Origin of the sequence: Candidatus Pelagibacter sp. Uisw_106 (genome assembly GCF_047724975.1) — a bacterium.
Lineage (GTDB): Bacteria > Pseudomonadota > Alphaproteobacteria > Pelagibacterales > Pelagibacteraceae > Pelagibacter.
In genome coordinates this window covers 88153-104670 of record NZ_CP159819.1, presented here as the reverse complement: position 1 = coordinate 104670, position 16518 = coordinate 88153, and the positions used below count along the sequence as shown (strand labels likewise).

General features: G+C 29.2%; 19 protein-coding genes. 13 read left to right on the top strand and 6 right to left on the bottom strand.

The features are described 5' to 3' along the window. Positions 1–138 precede the first annotated feature (138 nt). Both ABXT45_RS00545 and kdsB read right to left on the bottom strand, forming a co-directional pair. On the bottom strand, positions 139–969 hold the full coding sequence (locus ABXT45_RS00545) for a prephenate dehydratase domain-containing protein (RefSeq protein ID WP_415313701.1): 831 nt from the start codon (positions 967–969) through the stop codon (positions 139–141). A 2-nt stretch (positions 970–971) separates the two neighbouring features. After that, positions 972–1712 carry a 3-deoxy-manno-octulosonate cytidylyltransferase gene (gene kdsB, locus ABXT45_RS00540; protein ID WP_415313699.1) on the bottom strand — a complete coding sequence of 247 codons (741 nt, stop codon included), beginning with the start codon at positions 1710–1712 and terminating at the stop codon, positions 972–974. A 103-nt stretch (positions 1713–1815) separates the two neighbouring features. Here kdsB and ABXT45_RS00535 point away from each other — a divergent pair, with 103 nt between their 5' ends. Then, on the top strand, positions 1816–2355 hold the full coding sequence (locus ABXT45_RS00535) for a c-type cytochrome (RefSeq protein WP_415313698.1): 540 nt from the start codon (positions 1816–1818) through the stop codon (positions 2353–2355). Here the strand turns inward: ABXT45_RS00535 and argF are convergent. The 3 genes from argF to ABXT45_RS00520 are packed head-to-tail and all read right to left on the bottom strand — an operon-like array spanning position 2347 to position 5261. Continuing rightward, positions 2347–3276, bottom strand: coding sequence for an ornithine carbamoyltransferase (gene argF, locus ABXT45_RS00530; protein ID WP_415313697.1), 930 nt, complete (start codon positions 3274–3276; stop codon positions 2347–2349). The genes ABXT45_RS00535 and argF overlap by 9 nt on opposite strands. A gap of 2 nt (positions 3277–3278) precedes the next feature. Further along, a complete protein-coding gene (locus ABXT45_RS00525; protein ID WP_415313696.1) occupies positions 3279–4445 on the bottom strand; it encodes an aspartate aminotransferase family protein in 1167 nt (388 codons plus the stop codon). A 3-nt stretch (positions 4446–4448) separates the two neighbouring features. Further along, the gene (locus tag ABXT45_RS00520; protein WP_415313695.1) at positions 4449–5261 is read right to left on the bottom strand and encodes an ABC transporter permease; all 813 of its coding nucleotides are present in this window, start codon (positions 5259–5261) and stop codon (positions 4449–4451) included. Between the two features lie 123 nt (positions 5262–5384). On the opposite strand from ABXT45_RS00520, the gene ABXT45_RS00515 reads away from it, so the two are divergent. Beyond that, positions 5385–5885: a GcrA family cell cycle regulator gene (locus tag ABXT45_RS00515; RefSeq protein ID WP_415313693.1), complete on the top strand. Its 501-nt coding sequence runs from the start codon at positions 5385–5387 to the stop codon at positions 5883–5885. Positions 5886–6049: 164 nt separating this feature from the next. Here ABXT45_RS00515 and ABXT45_RS00510 read toward each other — a convergent pair whose 3' ends face one another. Then, positions 6050–7018: a complex I NDUFA9 subunit family protein gene (locus tag ABXT45_RS00510; RefSeq protein ID WP_415313691.1), complete on the bottom strand. Its 969-nt coding sequence runs from the start codon at positions 7016–7018 to the stop codon at positions 6050–6052. Positions 7019–7034: 16 nt separating this feature from the next. Here ABXT45_RS00510 and ABXT45_RS00505 point away from each other — a divergent pair, with 16 nt between their 5' ends. From ABXT45_RS00505 to trpB, 11 genes are read left to right on the top strand one after another with little or no spacing between them, the layout of a single operon-like run. Then, on the top strand, positions 7035–7646 hold the full coding sequence (locus tag ABXT45_RS00505; RefSeq protein ID WP_415313689.1) for a ribonuclease D: 612 nt from the start codon (positions 7035–7037) through the stop codon (positions 7644–7646). Then, a complete protein-coding gene (locus ABXT45_RS00500; RefSeq protein WP_415313688.1) occupies positions 7647–8618 on the top strand; it encodes a KpsF/GutQ family sugar-phosphate isomerase in 972 nt (323 codons plus the stop codon). It abuts the gene before it with no gap. After that, on the top strand, positions 8619–9203 hold the full coding sequence (gene lptC / locus ABXT45_RS00495) for an LPS export ABC transporter periplasmic protein LptC (protein ID WP_415313687.1): 585 nt from the start codon (positions 8619–8621) through the stop codon (positions 9201–9203). It abuts the gene before it with no gap. A 1-nt stretch (position 9204) separates the two neighbouring features. Next, a complete protein-coding gene (locus tag ABXT45_RS00490; protein WP_415313685.1) occupies positions 9205–9981 on the top strand; it encodes an ATP-binding cassette domain-containing protein in 777 nt (258 codons plus the stop codon). A gap of 3 nt (positions 9982–9984) precedes the next feature. Then, a complete protein-coding gene (gene aroA, locus ABXT45_RS00485) occupies positions 9985–11313 on the top strand; it encodes a 3-phosphoshikimate 1-carboxyvinyltransferase (RefSeq protein ID WP_415313684.1) in 1329 nt (442 codons plus the stop codon). Then, entirely contained in the window at positions 11310–11963 is a 654-nt protein-coding gene (locus ABXT45_RS00480) for a (d)CMP kinase (protein ID WP_415313683.1), read from the top strand. The genes aroA and ABXT45_RS00480 overlap by 4 nt, the downstream gene beginning before the upstream one ends. After that, on the top strand, positions 11963–13693 hold the full coding sequence (locus tag ABXT45_RS00475; protein WP_415313681.1) for a S1 RNA-binding domain-containing protein: 1731 nt from the start codon (positions 11963–11965) through the stop codon (positions 13691–13693). The genes ABXT45_RS00480 and ABXT45_RS00475 overlap by 1 nt, the downstream gene beginning before the upstream one ends. A 3-nt stretch (positions 13694–13696) precedes the next feature. Continuing rightward, the gene (locus ABXT45_RS00470; RefSeq protein ID WP_006997412.1) at positions 13697–13987 is read left to right on the top strand and encodes an HU family DNA-binding protein; all 291 of its coding nucleotides are present in this window, start codon (positions 13697–13699) and stop codon (positions 13985–13987) included. Continuing rightward, positions 13977–14669 (top strand): orotidine-5'-phosphate decarboxylase, encoded by a 693-nt coding sequence (gene pyrF, locus ABXT45_RS00465; protein ID WP_415313680.1) that lies wholly within the window; start codon positions 13977–13979, stop codon positions 14667–14669. The genes ABXT45_RS00470 and pyrF overlap by 11 nt, the downstream gene beginning before the upstream one ends. Continuing rightward, complete coding sequence (locus tag ABXT45_RS00460) at positions 14666–15295, top strand: phosphoribosylanthranilate isomerase (protein ID WP_415313678.1); 630 nt, start codon at positions 14666–14668, stop codon at positions 15293–15295. The genes pyrF and ABXT45_RS00460 overlap by 4 nt, the downstream gene beginning before the upstream one ends. After that, positions 15285–16517 carry a tryptophan synthase subunit beta gene (gene trpB, locus ABXT45_RS00455; protein ID WP_415313676.1) on the top strand — a complete coding sequence of 411 codons (1233 nt, stop codon included), beginning with the start codon at positions 15285–15287 and terminating at the stop codon, positions 16515–16517. The genes ABXT45_RS00460 and trpB overlap by 11 nt, the downstream gene beginning before the upstream one ends. The last annotated feature ends 1 nt before the right edge of the window (position 16518 follow it).

Below are 16518 nucleotides of genomic sequence, written 5' to 3'. Positions count from 1 at the left end.
TAAAGGAGACTAGAACCTAAATAACTGTCTCTACGACTGCTTCCGTTAAGATCTGGTCGGGTTCAAGCAGCATTCACCTCTAGCCTCCAAAACTATTATAACAGTAATGTTTTCCAATCTACAAGAAAAGTTTCTGGATTATTTTTCTCTAAATTTATCAGCTTCAAAAACACCTAGTACGTGAAAATCTTGACAATGAAGTCCTAATTCTTCCAAGGATTTTTGAACTTTTGAATCATCTATGTGGCCATCTAAATCACATAAGAAAAAGTATGACTCAAATGAATTTTGTTCTGGATAACTTTGAAGCTTTGTAAGATTAACTCCATTAATAGCAAAACCACCTAATGATTGATACAGAGCTGCAGGCTTACTTTTCAGTTTAAATAGAAAAGAAGTCATGTATTTCTTTTCACCAAAATCAGGCTGTAAAACTTCATTGCCCATTACCAAAAACCTTGTGGCATTACCCTCTTCATTTTCAATATTTTTTGAAAGTATTTTTAGATCATAAATTTCTGCACTCAAAGAAGATGCAATCGCTGCTTCAGTTTTAATTTTAGTTTTTGAAATTGTCTCAGCTGAACCAGCAGTGTCAGCACGAATATGCTCAACTAAATTATTTTTTTTAATAAATTTAGAGCATTGAGATAAGCCTTGAGAGTGAGAATAGACATCTTTTATATCACTTAAATTACTGTCTGGTTGTCCTAATAAATTATGTTCAATTTTATGAAAATGTTCAGCATAAATATTCAGTCTATACTTAAAAATAAGATATTCGATTCCAATATTTCCTGTAATTCTATTTGACTCAGGAATTACCATTCTCGAGTTTTTATCTTGAGATGTTTTTAAAAAACATTCATCAAATGTTTTACATGGAATTACCTCTGCCTTAGAATCTATTTCTAACGCTGCCAGATGTGAATATGCACCAAATGTGCCCTGAAAATAAATTTTGCTCATTTTTATGATTTATATTCCATAATTTTTTTTATAGCCAGATAATCTTCTTTTGTATCCACACCTATAGGAGAAAAATTTGCCAAAGCAACACTGATTTTCAAATTATTATCTAATGCTCTTAACTGCTCTAATCTATTTTTTTTTTCATTTGAAGTTTGATCCAGACTAACAAATTTTTTTAATATACTTGTTTTGTATGAATAAATTCCAATATGATGATAAATATTTTGATTATTTTTTGAAAAACTATCTCTAGTAAAATTTAATGCTTTTGGAAAATTATCTTTTTCTAGTTTTGACTCCGTAATAACCTTAACTACATTTTGATCATTTAACATTTTATCACTTTTAATTTCTGCTGCTAGTGTTCCAATTTCAGAACTACTATTAATCATAAAATTATTTAAATTTATAATATCATTTTTATCGATATTTGGCTCATCTCCTTGGAGGTTTAGTATAAAGTCAATGTCTTTAATATTAAGTTTTTCATAAGCCTCAAAAATTCTATCTGTACCTGTCTTGTGAGTGCTACCAGTTAAAATAGCTCTGCCTCCATTTTTTTCAATATCATCAAGTATTTCTTTATCTTCTGTTGCTACTACTACTTCACCAATATTTGCTTCCTCTGCCTTTTTAAAAACATGAGAAATTATTGATAAATTATTAATTTTTAAAAGTGGCTTACCTGGCAATCTAGTTGCTGACATTCTTGATGGGATTAATATTAATGTTTTAGCCATTGTAAATTTACCAACTTATGCGTCTAACAGACGCAAAATTAAAAATTAAAAGTTAAGTATTCTTTTAATTATCATGTTATATCTGCAAAATAATAATAATTATATGGATTCGTTCGAACTTAATAAAATTATTGCAGCAATTTTAATGGTTGCACTACTTGTAATCGGTTTAGGAAAGATTGCAGATGGTGTCTTTCATGTAAATAAACCAGAAAACCCCGGGTATAAAGTTGAAGTAGAAGGACAACTAGCCTCTACAACATCTCAAGTTGCTGATGTCGTGCAAAAAGTAGATATTACAGCTATAATGGCACTAGGCGATATTGCTTCTGGTGAGAAAATTTTTAAAAAATGTGCAGCATGCCACTCAATAAATAAAGGTGGAAAAAATAAAATTGGCCCCGCATTGTACAATGTTGTTGGTAGAGCGGTTGGTGGAGTAGATGATTATAAATACTCTAAAGCTTTAGCTTCATATGGTAAAGATTGGTCATTTGAAGAATTAAATGGATTCTTAAAAAAACCGGCTTCTTATTTAAAAGGAACTAAAATGTCATATGCTGGTTTAAGAAAAGAGAAAGACAGAGCTTCTGTAATTAAATATTTAAATCAAAGCAGTGATAGCCCCAAACAGCTACCTTAATTTCCCAAAACAGTACAATAAAATACTTTTTTGAACATGCACTCTATTCAGGGCCTGTAACCATACCTCAGAATTTTTTCCCAAAAAAACATCTCCTGTAACCTCTTCTCCCCTTGGGAGGCAGTGTAAAAAAGTTGTGTCTTTTTTAGCAAAACTCATCAATTTTGAATTAATTTGGAAGTTTTTAAAATCTTTAATTTTTTTATTTTTATTAACTCTATCATTCAATGAAATTACTTTATCTGAAAAGATTACATCAGCATTTTTGACTGCTTTTCTTGCATCATTAAAAATGTGAATTTTTCTTTTATTTTTTTTAACCCAATCTAATACGAATTTCTTAGGCTCATAATTCTTGGGACAGCCAATATTTAAGTTGAAAGAAAATTTAACAGAAGCAGCAATCAAACTATTCAGAACATTATTTGAATCTCCAATCCAGCAAATATTTAATTTGGAAATAGATTTTTTTTTAATTTCTTCCACAGTAAAAATATCCGATAGCACTTGCGTTGGATGAGATGATGGGCTTAAACCATTTATTACAGGTATCTTTAAATATTTACTAAATTCTGCTATTTTTTCATCACTATCAGTTCTCAGCATAAAACCATCTCCATATGTCGATAAGATTTTGGCTGTATCTGCTAGACTTTCTCCACCTTTTCCTAAGTGTAATTCGTTAGCTCTAAGAGTTATGGTTCCTCCACCTAATTGTTTTATTGCAAGATAAAAACTTAATCGTGTTCTTAAACTTGCTTTTTCAAACATTTGAATAAGCAATTTACTTTTTAAAGGTTTGTCCTTATCAATTTCTAGAGTGTTATAATTTTTTCTTTTTTGTTTTCTTTTTTTTGCATCAGCGATGATCTTTTTAAGGTCTGCTGAAGGTATGTCTTTAAGGTTGATGAAATGTTTCATTTTTATTTATAAGTAGAGCACACATTTTTAATAATTTTTATTGCTATATTTATTTCTTCTTTTTTAACATTTAAAGGAGGTAATATTCTAATAACATTTTCAGCTGCTCTAATTGTTAATAATTTATTATCCATTAGTTTCTGTACAAATTTTGTTTGATCATTATGAAGTTGTAGTCCTATTAGTAAACCAACACCTCTTACTTCTTTAATTACTTTGGGAAATTCCTTTCTTAATTTATTTAATTCTGAATGAAAGTATTTTGATAATATTTCAACATTTGAAAGAAATCCTTTTTTTAATATTTGATCTAAAACAGCATTTCCAACAGACATAGCTAGTGGGTTGCCACCAAATGTTGACCCATGAGTTCCGGCTGTCATTCCTGATGCTACTTTTTTATTCATTAAGACTGCACCCAGTGGAAAACCCCCACCAATACCTTTTGCTATTGGTACAATATCAGGCTTAATCTTTGAATTTTCAAATGCAAAAAAATTTCCACTTCTTCCAATTCCACACTGAACTTCATCTAAAATTAATAAAATTTTTTTCTTATCACAAATTTTTCTTAATTCTTTTAAACACCAATTGGGTATAGCTTTAATTCCTCCTTCTCCCATCACAGTTTCGACCATAATAGCAGCCGTTTTTTTTGTTATTTTTTTTTTAAAATCTTTATGATTTCCAAATTCAAAATGATCAAATCCATCAACTTTTGGTCCAAAACCCTCCGTCATCTTCTTTGATCCACTAGCATAAATTGTAGCTAATGTTCTTCCATGAAATGAATTTTTAACACAAAGAATTCTATTTTTTGAAGGTTGCCCTATCGAATAAAAATATCTTCTAGCAACTTTAATAGCAGCCTCTGTAGCTTCTGCTCCACTATTTTGGAAAATAACAAAATCTGCAAAAGTTTTTTTGGCTAGTCTTTTAGCTAATTTTTCTCCCTCCGGAATAATAAACGCATTAGAAACGTGCCAAAGTTTTCTAGATTGCTTATTAACTGCTTTTACTAAATATGGGTTTGCATGCCCCAAGGAATTAACTGCTATTCCCTGAACAAAGTCTAAATATTTTTTTCCATTAGTAGAATATAAAAAACTTCCCTTGCCATACTTAAAGGAAATTGGTCTTCTATTATAATTTTTTGCTAAAGCACTCATTAACTAAGATTTAATTTTATAACCTTTTTTGTAAAGAAAAAAAGCTACATACCAAATTAAAACACTTAGTATTGATAAATATATCAATCCTATATTTATTGAACCATCTGACTTACCTAAAAAGCCATATCTAAAACCATCAATCATATAAAAAAATGGATTAATATGACTTATCGTTTGAAAAAATTGTGGAAGTTTATCTATTGAATAAAATACTCCAGATAAAAAACTTAGGGGTGTAATAACAAAATTAGTGACTGTTGCCGTATGATCAAACTTTTCAGCCCAAAGACCGGTAATAAAACCTAAGCTTCCCAAAATAAATGCTCCTAAAAAACCAAAGACAAAAATATATAAAATATTATATATTGGTATTTCAACTATTAGAGAAAAAACACCTATTGAAATTGTAGCTATTAAAAAACTTCTTGTTAAGGCTGCTAGTATTATTGCCATTGAAACTTCAAGTGCTGATAATGGTGCATAAAGCATATCAACAATGTTTCCTTGAATTTTTCCAATCATCAATGAAGAAACTGAATGACTGAATGATTGACCCAAAATACTCATTGCAATTAAGCCGGGTGCTAAAAAACTTATAAAAGAATAACCAAGTACATCCCCTCTATTACTGCCTAAAGCTAGGGATAAAACTGATAAAAATAATAGACTTGATACAAGTGGAGATAGTAATGTTTGTTGCCAAACTACCATGAACCTATTGCACTCTTTAAGCCATAGACTTTTAAAGCCAATCCAATTTACAAAGCCAAACTTTTTAACTCCGATATGATATTTTTTATTCAATTCAACCATAAGTAATCATATATAAATTTTAAAAAAAGATGTGTATAAAATAGATAAATCTATTGTCTTTTTTTTAATCTTGTGTGATCTGTATATAGTTATAAAAACTAATTAACATACTAAATATAGAATATGAGCTGGAACGAAGAAAAAGTAGAAAAGTTAAAAGAGCTGTGGGGCAAAGGAAGCACTGCAAGCCAAATCGCTGAAATAATTGGTGGTATAAGCAGAAATGCAGTAATTGGCAAAGCTCATAGATTGAATTTGTCATCAAAAATTAAAACTAGAAATGCATCTTCAAGTCAAAATTTTGATAATAGTTCGGAAGAAAACTCTTCCCAACAAAGAAGAGGCAAAAAAAGCAAATTTCAATCCTTAATTATTGAAAAAGATTTTGAACCAGAAAATCCCAAGAAATTAGAGGAACTAGATGAAAGCTCTTGTAAATGGCCTGTCGGCCATCCTGAAGAAGAATCGTTTTATTTTTGTGGACGATCATCTCTGAAAGATTTTTCGTATTGCAAGCTTCATTTGCTATACGCCTATCAGCCAAAAGGAAGAAAAGAAGAGCCTGTAGCTGACAAAGATGAAGAGACACCTCAGTATATTGATAAAAAAATTAATACTGCTTAATAATTTTTAAATTTAATTAATCTTATTTTTTATTCTTTCCATTAAATCCTCTGATCAGAGATTTTATGATTAGATAAATTAAGAAAAAGAAAATTGAAAATATTAAAAAATAAATAATATTAATTATCATAAATAATCATACAATTTTAGTATAAGGAATTCTATTAAGAATTAGCAGGGTTGTATTTTTTTGTAGAAAATTGCCCACCTTCTCTCCACATATAGCTATATTTTTCCACTTCATTATCAAATGTTCTTGTACTTGGAACTCCAATATCAGCATTAGTTTGATATTTGCCTGAAGGAACATTGTCATATTTTAAAAGTGTAAGCTGATCTATTGTTAAAAGCGGCTTTGGAAATAATTGAAACACTTTAGCAGACATAGTTGCTGCAAAAAGAGGTAATGGAACTAATAATCTTTTTTTATCTATTAAATATAATAATTTTTTTAAAATTTCTTTTAAAGATAAAACATCAGGCCCAACACACTCTACAATTTTAGAGTAAATATTTTTAGAGACAACATGATAAATAGTATCTGTTAAATCTGAACAATGTATTGGAGCAAATTTAGTCGATCCATTATAATAAAGTGGAAAGAACGGAAGCCTACTTAGTAAAGTCATAAAAGACGTAGTAAAATTATCATCAACTGAATAAACTACAGAGGGTCTTAATATTGTTGCTAAAGGAAAATTTTTTTGAATATTAAGTTCACCCTCTAATTTGCTTTTTGCATACTCTGAATCTATTGCATTGTTTATCCCTAATGCTGACAAATGAATAAATTGCTGAACTTTATATTCTTTACATAGTTTGGCTAAAATAGACGAAAAAATAGAGTGAATATTTTTGAAAGTATTACCCTTGCCACTTTCATACAAAATACCAATTAAATTAATACAAATATCAGTTTGAGAGAAAAGCTTTCTAATTTTTTTTTCGTCGAAGATATTGGCTTCAACAATATCTATGTAGCCTGCATTAGCTTGTGTCTTTATTGCATACCCTTTTTGATGAAGGTTTCTAGTAACCACAGTTACTTTATAATTATTTTTAGTAAGCTTTCTTATTAAATGACGACCTATTTGACCACTACCGCCAAAAATTAGACAATTTTTTGCTTTCATATATATATAATTAAAAATGAATATTGATATTAAACTTCACAAGAGTGATCTACCAGAAGATTTAGATTTAGGCAATATTATAGCAGTTGATGGAGAATTTATGGGCCTCAATGTTAAGCGTGATCCTTTATGTCTCATTCAAATATCAACTGGTAATTCTGATGCTCATATTGTCCAACTTGATAGGGAGAAATATGACGCTCCAAACTTAAATAGAGTTCTTTCTGATAAATCAATCACCAAAATATTTCATTATGGTAGGGCGGACATGGCTCATATAAAACATTACCTGAAAACAGAAACTAATAATATTTTAGATACAAAAATTGCTTCAAAATTAGCTAGATCCTATTCTGATAGTCACTCCCTAAAAACGTTAATTAAAGAATTTATGAACGTAGATGTAAGTAAACAATTTCAAAGTTCAGATTTTGGAGGGGAGCTATCTCCAGCACAATTAAAATATTGTGCCAATGATGTTATTTATTTACATAAAATTCATGAAGAATTAAATAAAATTCTTATTAGAGAAAAACGAGTTGATTTATATAAGAGCTGTTTGACATTTTTAAAAACTAGAGTTGATCTTGATTTAGCTTTATTTAAAGATGATATATGGTCTCATTAAATGGAAAAAAGAAATTATAAAAAAATTGCAAAAAGTGTAATTGATCTTGAAATCAAAGCTCTAAAAAAATTAAAAAATTCAATTAATAATTCTTTTAATGAAGCAGTAGAATCATTAGCAAACTGTCAATCTAAAGTGATATTATGTGGAGTTGGCAAAAGTGGGTTAATAGCAGCAAAAATTTCAGCAACACTTTCCTCTGTTGGAACGCCTTCATTTTCACTATCTGCAAACGACTGTTCTCATGGTGATCTTGGTAGTATTTCAAAAAAAGATATTTTAATTTTAATAAGTTATTCTGGTTCAACGGAAGAACTAAAAAATATTATAAAATATGCAAATCGAAATAAAATTACTCTAATAGGAATAATGTCTAAAAAAAACTCAATCTTATATAAAGCTTCTGATATCAAACTCCTTATTCCAGAGGTAACTGAGGCAGGTCTTGGTATTGTTCCAACATCAAGCACGATTAATCAATTGAGTATAGGTGATGCGTTAGCAGTTTCTGTATTGAATAAAAAAAATATTAATAAAAAAGATTTTAAAAAGTTTCATCCCTCTGGAAATCTTGGCGCACAACTTAGAACTGTTGAAGAATTAATGATCACTGGAAGTAAAATTCCATTCGTAAATGAAAGCTTAAATATGAAAAAAGCTTTACAAATTATTTCAAGCAAAAAACTTGGTACTTTAATTGTTCAAAATAATAAGAAAATCACCACAGGAATAATTACTGATGGCCAAATTAGAAGATTCAATGGAATGAGCAATAACCTCCAAGATCTATCCGTCAAAAAGGTTATGACCAGAAACCCTGTCAGCATTAATCAAGACACTCTTGCTGAAAAAGCTTTATCTATAATGAATGCAAAGAAAATCACCTCTCTATGTGTTCACAAAGATAAGAACAAAAAAAAGACTGTTGGAATTTTACATATTCACAAAATACTTCAGTCAAACATTCATTAAATGAATAAAAAGACAGGACTACAAGTTGCGATGGTTTTTGTTATTATTATCATTTCACTGTGGTTTTATTTAAAATACTTCACTAAGAATTTTGAAGATGTGAAGGAAACTTCAGTTATAGAAAAAATTGATGAAAATCAAAATAGCACCTCAACCTATATTGATGGTATTAATTATATTTCTACTGATGCTAAAGGCAATAAATATCAAATTACTTCAAAACAAGCTGAAATTAAAGCTGAAAATTCTGATGTGATGTTTTTGAGAGAGGTTGTGGCTTTTATTTTTATAAAAAATTCTGACACGGTTAAAATTACTTCTAATTTTGGAAAATATAATTCAAAAAATTATGATACTATTTTTTCTGAAAATGTAATAGTTATTTACCCAGGACATAAAATAACAGGTGAATACTTAGATTTTTCTTTTTTAAGTAATCTTGGAACATTTACTACAAATGTTTTTTATACTGGAGAAAAAACAAATTTATTTGCTGATAAAATTGAAATGAATCTTGACACTAAAGATACCAAAATTTTTATGAATGATACTAGAAAAAAAGTGTTAATCGAAGGAACTAGGTAATATGGGTATAATTAAAAAATTTAGAATTAAATCTTTTAAAAATCCACAGCCCCTGATCTCTCTAGAAAATATATCATTATCATTTGGCAAAAGAAAAATTTTAGACAACGTAAGCTTTAAGATTAATCATGGACAAATTTTAGGAATGTTAGGACCAAATGGAGTTGGAAAATCAACAATTTTTAATTTAATCACAGGTCTAATTAAGCCTGACTATGGCAAAATAAAGTTTGAAGGAATAGATGTTGTTAATTATCCAATATATTTGAGAACAACAAAATTTAAAATTGGTTATGTTCCTCAATATGGAGGTTATTTTAGCGATCTCACTTTATTGGAAAATTTAAAAGCAATAGCAGAAATTGTAATTGAAGATAAAAATTTAATTCACCATAAAATTGATCAGCTTATAGCTAAATTTGAATTAGATGCTATCAGAGATATAAAAGCAAAGTTTCTATCTGGTGGACAGAAAAAGAAACTAGTAATTGCTCTAGCTTTATTAAGCGACCCAAAAGTGCTTTTACTAGACGAGTGTTTTGCTGCATTGGATGTTTTAACTGTCAAAATGTTGCAGGAGATTATTGTTAATTTACAAACAGAAAGTAATATAACTATTTGTATTTGTGATCACCAAGCGCGTGATCTACTTTCTTGTGTGGATGTTGCGGTGATTTTATCAAACTGTAAAATTGTAGCGCAAGGATCTCCTAATGAATTAGTTAATAACACTGAAGCTAAAAATGCTTATTTCGGTGACTCTTTTAAATTTAATTAAAATATGCCGAAAACACTCATAATTGAAAATAAAATAAAAAAATTTAATAAAAAAATAAAAGTTAGTGGAGACAAGAGTTTAAGCATAAGATGGGTTCTTTTAGCGTCTCAAGCAATTGGAAAATCGAAAGGTTACAACCTTTTAATGTCAGAAGATGTGTTGGCTGCAATTGATAGCATTAAAAAACTTGGCATAAAAGTGAAGATACAAAAAAATTACTGTGAAATAGTTGGTAATGGAATTAATGGCTTTAAATATAAAAAAAACTTAACAATAAATGCTAAAAATTCTGGAACACTTGGTAGATTGATATTAGGTCTTTTAATTAAATCTCCTAAAAAAATAAAAATAATTGGTGATAAAAGTTTATCTAAAAGAGACTTTTCAAGAGTAACTATACCTTTGGGGAAATTTGGGGTTAAATTTTCTTATAAGATAAAAAACAAACTACCTTTAACAATTCTTGGCACACAATCAGCAGAGGGTATTAAGTATTTGGAGAACAGGGGCTCAGCTCAATGCAAAAGCAGTATAATGCTTGCAGCACTCAATGCATCAGGAACGACTTCTATTAAAGCAAAAAAATCAAGAAATCACTCAGAGCTACTTTTTAAATATTTAAAGATTCCAATCAAAATAAGAAAAGCTAAAAGATTTGATTTTATAGATATTAAAAAACCAAAAAAAATTAATGCTTTCAATTATCAAATTCCAGGAGACATAAGTTCAAGTGCTTTTTTTATGGTACTAACAACACTTGCTGATGACTCAAAACTTTTAATTAAGAATATAAATATCAATCCTTCTAGAGTGGGAGTTATTACAATCTTAAAAAAAATGGGAGCCGAAATAACACTTAAAAACCAAAAAAATTATAGAGGTGAAAAAATTTCTGATATTTTAATAAAAAGTTCAAAAAAACTTAAAGCTATTAATTGTCCAGTAGAATTAAATAGTAGTGCCATAGATGAATTTTTAGTTATTTTTTTAATTGCAGCAAAAGCAAAAGGTATTTCTTATTTTAAAGACCTTTCAGAACTAAACCAAAAAGAAAGTCCAAGGTTAATTTGGGGTTCTAAAATTTTAAATATGATGGGTATAAAAACAGATTTAACAAAAAATTCTATTAAGATTTATGGGCAACCCAATTTAGAAATAAAAAAACCAATAACTATTAAAAACTATCTAAAGGATCATAGAATTTTTATGATGAGCGCAATTGCTGCCTTAACCCTTGGTGGAAAATGGAAAATTCATGATAAAGATTCTATAAACACTTCCTTTCCATCTTTTTTAAAAATAGTTAAAAATATAAACCATTCATCACCATGAAATTAAAAAAAAAAATTAAGATTGCAATAGACTCCCCTGCTGCTGCTGGTGCTGGCACTCAAGCAAAATTAATTTCTAAACATTTTAACTTATTTTATTTAGATACGGGAAAAATTTATAGATTAATTGCAGATATTAAACTTACTCAACCAAATAAGTATAGTCATGGCTTGATAAAAAAAAAGATGCTCAAATTAACTATGAAAGATTTGCAAAATAAAAAATTATTATCAGATGAAGTTGGAACAATGGCATCAATTATATCAAAAGATAAAAAAATAAGAAAACTTGTTCATGCATTTCAAATTAAAAGTGCTTATCACCCCCCAAAAAAGTATAATGGATCTTGTTTAGATGGAAGAGACATAACTTATAAGATAATTCCTGATGCTGATTTTAAATTTTTTATAACAGCAAATACTAAGACTAGAGCTTTAAGGAGGTATAAAGAGTTAAAAGGACTAAATAAGAAAATATCTTTTAACGAAGTCCTAAAAAGTATCAAAAACCGTGACAAAAGTGATTATAATAGAAAAGTTTCACCTCTTATGAAAACTCGAGATTCGGTCTTGATTAATACTACGAATTTAACTAAAAGATCATGCTTTTTAAAAATTAAACAAATTATGAATAGGAAACTAAAAGCTTAATGGAAATTTATAAAGATCTTTCAAACCCAGCCTCTAAAGAGTTCGAACAATTACTAAATTCACAGTTTACTAAAACTGCAAATCTTGAAGAGGGAAAAATTATTACCGGTGTAGTAAATAAAGTTACTGATAATTTTGTATTTCTTGAAGTACCTGGTTTAAAATCAGAGCCTATCTTGGATATCAATGAATTAAAAAGCATGGGTATGCTTGATAAAGCAAAAGTAGGTGAAAAAATTTCTGTTCTTCTTGAAAGATTAGAAGATAAAAAAGGTGAAGTTCTAGTATCAGCTTCAAAAGCTCAAAAAATTCAAGGTTGGGATAAGCTTGTTGAAGCTTATGAAAAAAATGAACCTATCATGGGTAAAATTACTGGACGTGTTAAAGGTGGATGTATAGTTGAACACATTGATACTGGTTCTTTAATGTTTTTACCTGGATCTCAAATTTCAGACAAGCCATTAAAAGACATTAGTCATTTAATGAATGAACCTCAAAAGTTTGCTCTAATAAAATTAGATAAAGTTAGAGGAAATGCATGTGTTTCTAGAAGAGAAATAATTTCTTCATTTAAAAAAGAAGATAAAATTAAAATTGTTGAAAAATTCAAAGTTGGAGATTTAATTAAAGGTGCTGAAGTAAAAGGCTACAGTTCATTTGGTTGTTTCTTTAGTGTTAACGGTGAGCTTGATGTTTTAGTTCACTTACAAGAAATTTCTTATTCAAGAGTTAATCACCCTGATGAAGTTTTTACAATCGGTGAGAAACATGACCTTAAAGTAATTAGTGTTGACCTTGAAAAGCTTCAAGTTGGCTGTTCAGTAAAACAGCTTACACCAGATCCTTTTGAAAACATTTCAAATTACGAACTAAGTAAAATCTACAAAGTAAAAGTAGTCAAGCTTATGGACTTTGGAGCTTTTTGTGAACTTGAAAAAGGGTTATCAACTTTATTACACTCAAGCGAATTAAGTTGGACTAAAAAAAATATTTCTGCAAAAAAAATGTTTAGAGTTGGTGATGAAATTGATTGTGTAATTACTGAGATTGATAAGGAAAAAAGAAGAGTAGCTATATCTCACCGCTTAACAACTGATAACCCTTTTGAAACGTTTGAAAAAACTTACCCAATTGGATCTGAAGTTGAAGGTGAAGTTGCAAGTAAAAATGAATATTCTATTTTCTTAAAAGTTGATGGTTTAGATATCGATGCTTTCTTACATTGTAATGATTTAACTTACCTAAATAATGGTGAGGAAGAATTAGCTAAATACAAAATTGGTGATAAATTAAAAGTCAAAGTTTTAGAAGTAAAAGCTGCAGAACAAAAAGTTAGAGTTGGCTTACGTCAGACTCAACCAGACCCTTTTGATTGGTTTAATGATAAAAAAGCTAAACAAACTATTACAGTTAAAATTATTTCAACAGACAATAAAGGCCTTGTTGTAAGACCAGAAGGTTGTGAAATGGATTTCATTATCAAAAAATCTGCAATAGCTATTAATGCTGCTGATGCAAGACCTGCTAGATTTACAGGTGGAGAAAGAATTGACTGTGCTATTCAAGAATTAGATTTAGATAAGAGAAAAGCGACACTAAGTATTAAACTTTTAGAGGAAATTGATCGTAAAGTTGCGTTGGATACTTATGGTTCTGAAGCAAGTGGTAAAAACCTACCTTTCTCATCATTGTCTGATGATTTAGAGAAAAAGAAAAAAGAAGACGAATAAAAATTGGCTATTGTAAAATCAAAGCTTCTAAAACAACTCGCTAATAACTACCCTAATTTTTTAAAGAAAGACCTAGAAAAGTTTACTGATATCATTCTTACTGAAATAAAACAGGCACTTAAACGTGGAGATCGTGTGGAATTAAGGGGTTTTGGTATGTTCTCAACCAATATTCAAAAAGCAAGAATATCAAGAAATCCAAAAACTGGTGAAAAAGTAAACACACCAGAAAAAAAAACAATTCACTTTAAAATGTCTAAGGAAATGTTTAAAAAATTAAACAATGATGAATAAAAATATCTTTGTTGCTTGCGATACATCAAACTTAAAAGAAATAAAAAAAATAATTAACGACACAAAAACTAATAAACTTCAAATAATTCCAAAATTTGGCTTACAGTTTTTTTATTCAAAAAATGGAAGAACCTTTCTTCAAAATTTTAAAAGAGATTATTTCTTAGATTTAAAAATAAACGATATTCCACAAACTGCTTTATCTGCAATAGATAGTTTAAAAGATTTAAAAAAATGTAGATATATTACAGTTCATGCAAATGGTGGTCTTACAATGCTTAAGGCTATTACAAAAAAAGCTAAAATAATTAATAAAAATTTAAAAGTATTAGGAGTTACAATCTTAACAAGCCTTAATAACAAATCACTTAAAGAAATTGGTCATACTAAAACAGTAGAGCAATTAGTATTAAAACAAGCTGGTCTTATAAAAAAATCAGGCGCAGCTGGAATTGTGTGTTCTGCACAAGAGGCAAAAATAGTTAGGAAAAAATATAAAAACTTATTTATTGTTACACCAGGAATAAGGCTACCTGGAGATGATGCAAATGATCAGTCTAGAGTAATGACTCCCAACGATGCTTTTAAAAATAAAGTTTCTGGTATTGTGATGGGAAGATCATTAGTAAAAGGTAATATCAAAAATAATATTAAAAGACTAATTAATCATTTAAATCAATGATCCAACCCTGCAAGATTTGTGGGATATCTGACTCTAAAACTTTAGAATTTTTAACTTCCCATCCTACCCCACCTAAGATGATAGGGTTTATTTGTAATTGGCCAAAATCGATAAGATTTGTTGAATACAATAAGCTTAGAGAGCTATTAAAAGTTGATAAAAGAAAATCAGAATATGTTGCTGTATTAGTTAAACCTACTGAAGATATTTTAGAAAAAATAAAGGATTTACCATTCGACTACTACCAACTTTATGATTGCACGCCTGCTGAAGTTAAATCAATTAAGGAAAAATATAATAAAAAAATTATTGTTACAATAACTGTGAAGGATCAAAATGATACCGTTAGGTATTTGGAATATAATGAGCTTGCAGACATAATACTATTCGATAGCAAAGGTTATGAAAAAAGTATGTCTTTTGATCATCAATTAATTAAAAATATTAAGATTAATAAGGAATTGATGCTAGCTGGAAATATTCAAATTGAAGATAACCTTGAAAATTATAAAGAAATAGCAGACATTATAGATATTTCTGGAGGTCTAGAAACATCTGGATTAAAAGATATTTCAAAAATAAATATTTTTTTAAAAAAAATTAAACTAATTAACAATGAAGCTTAAAAAAAAAATTCCTTTAATTGATCAACACAATAAAAGTGGATTTTGGGGTGGTAAGTTTGGTGGTAATTTTATACCTGAAACTTTAAAAAAGCCCATTGAAGATATAACAGTACTTTTCGAAGAGCTTAGATATGATAAGAAATTTCTTAAAGAAAGGGACTATTACTTTAAAAACTACATAGGTTCTCCTACTTCATTTATTAAACTTCAAAACCTATCTGATCACTTAGGTGGAGCTCAAATATATGCCAAAATGGTGTCAGAGGCGAACGGAGGAGCTCATAAAATCTATAATGCAACAGTTCATTGCCTTATTGCTAAAAAGGCAGGAAAAAAATATGTCGTTGGTGATACGGGTGCAGGCTATGCTGGAAAAATGCTGAGTATGGCTGCTAAAAAGTTTGGCCTTAAATGCAAAATATTCATGGGTGCAAAAGATATAAAGAGGCAAAAACCTAATGTGGACGCGATGAAAAAGAATGGTGCAGAAGTTGTGCCCGTTTATTCAGGAAGCCAAACATTAGTAGATGCCGTTAGTGAATGCATGCGTTACTGGGTTTCAAATTGTGATAATACTCATATGTGTGTTGGTTCAACAGTTGGACCTAATATATTTGTTAAAATTTGTGGCTGGAGTACAGCTCAAATTTCAAGAGAGTTAAAAATTCAAATACAATCTGAGTTTAAAAAGATACCTAAAAAAATTAAACTTATTAACTGTGTGGGTGGTGGAAGTTCAGCCTATGGTTTTTGGAGTGAGTTTATTGATTATGACAAAAAACAAATTGAATTAATTGGTGTTGAAGCTGGAGGACCAAAAAATTCAAAACTACATGCAGCACCTCTAACTAGTGATGCTAAACTTGGAATATTGCATGGAGCTGCAGCCTATGTTTGTCAGAATAGTGAAGGACAAATTAATGATACTGCCTCTATTTCTGCTGGATTGGATTATCCTGGTGTGTCACCTATTCACTGTTTCTTAAAAGATACTAAGAGAGCAAGATATACATCTGCAACTGATGAAGGTGCTTTAAATGCATACAAACTAGTTACAAAACTTGAAAAAATAAACCCAAGTTTAGAGCCTAGTCATGCTTTTGCAGAAGCTATAAAGATTGCACCAAAACTAAACAAAGATACTATCATTATAGTAAACTCGTGTGGTGATGCTAAAAAAGATCGTGATATTTTAAAAGAAAGATTGGGAAAAATTAACTAAG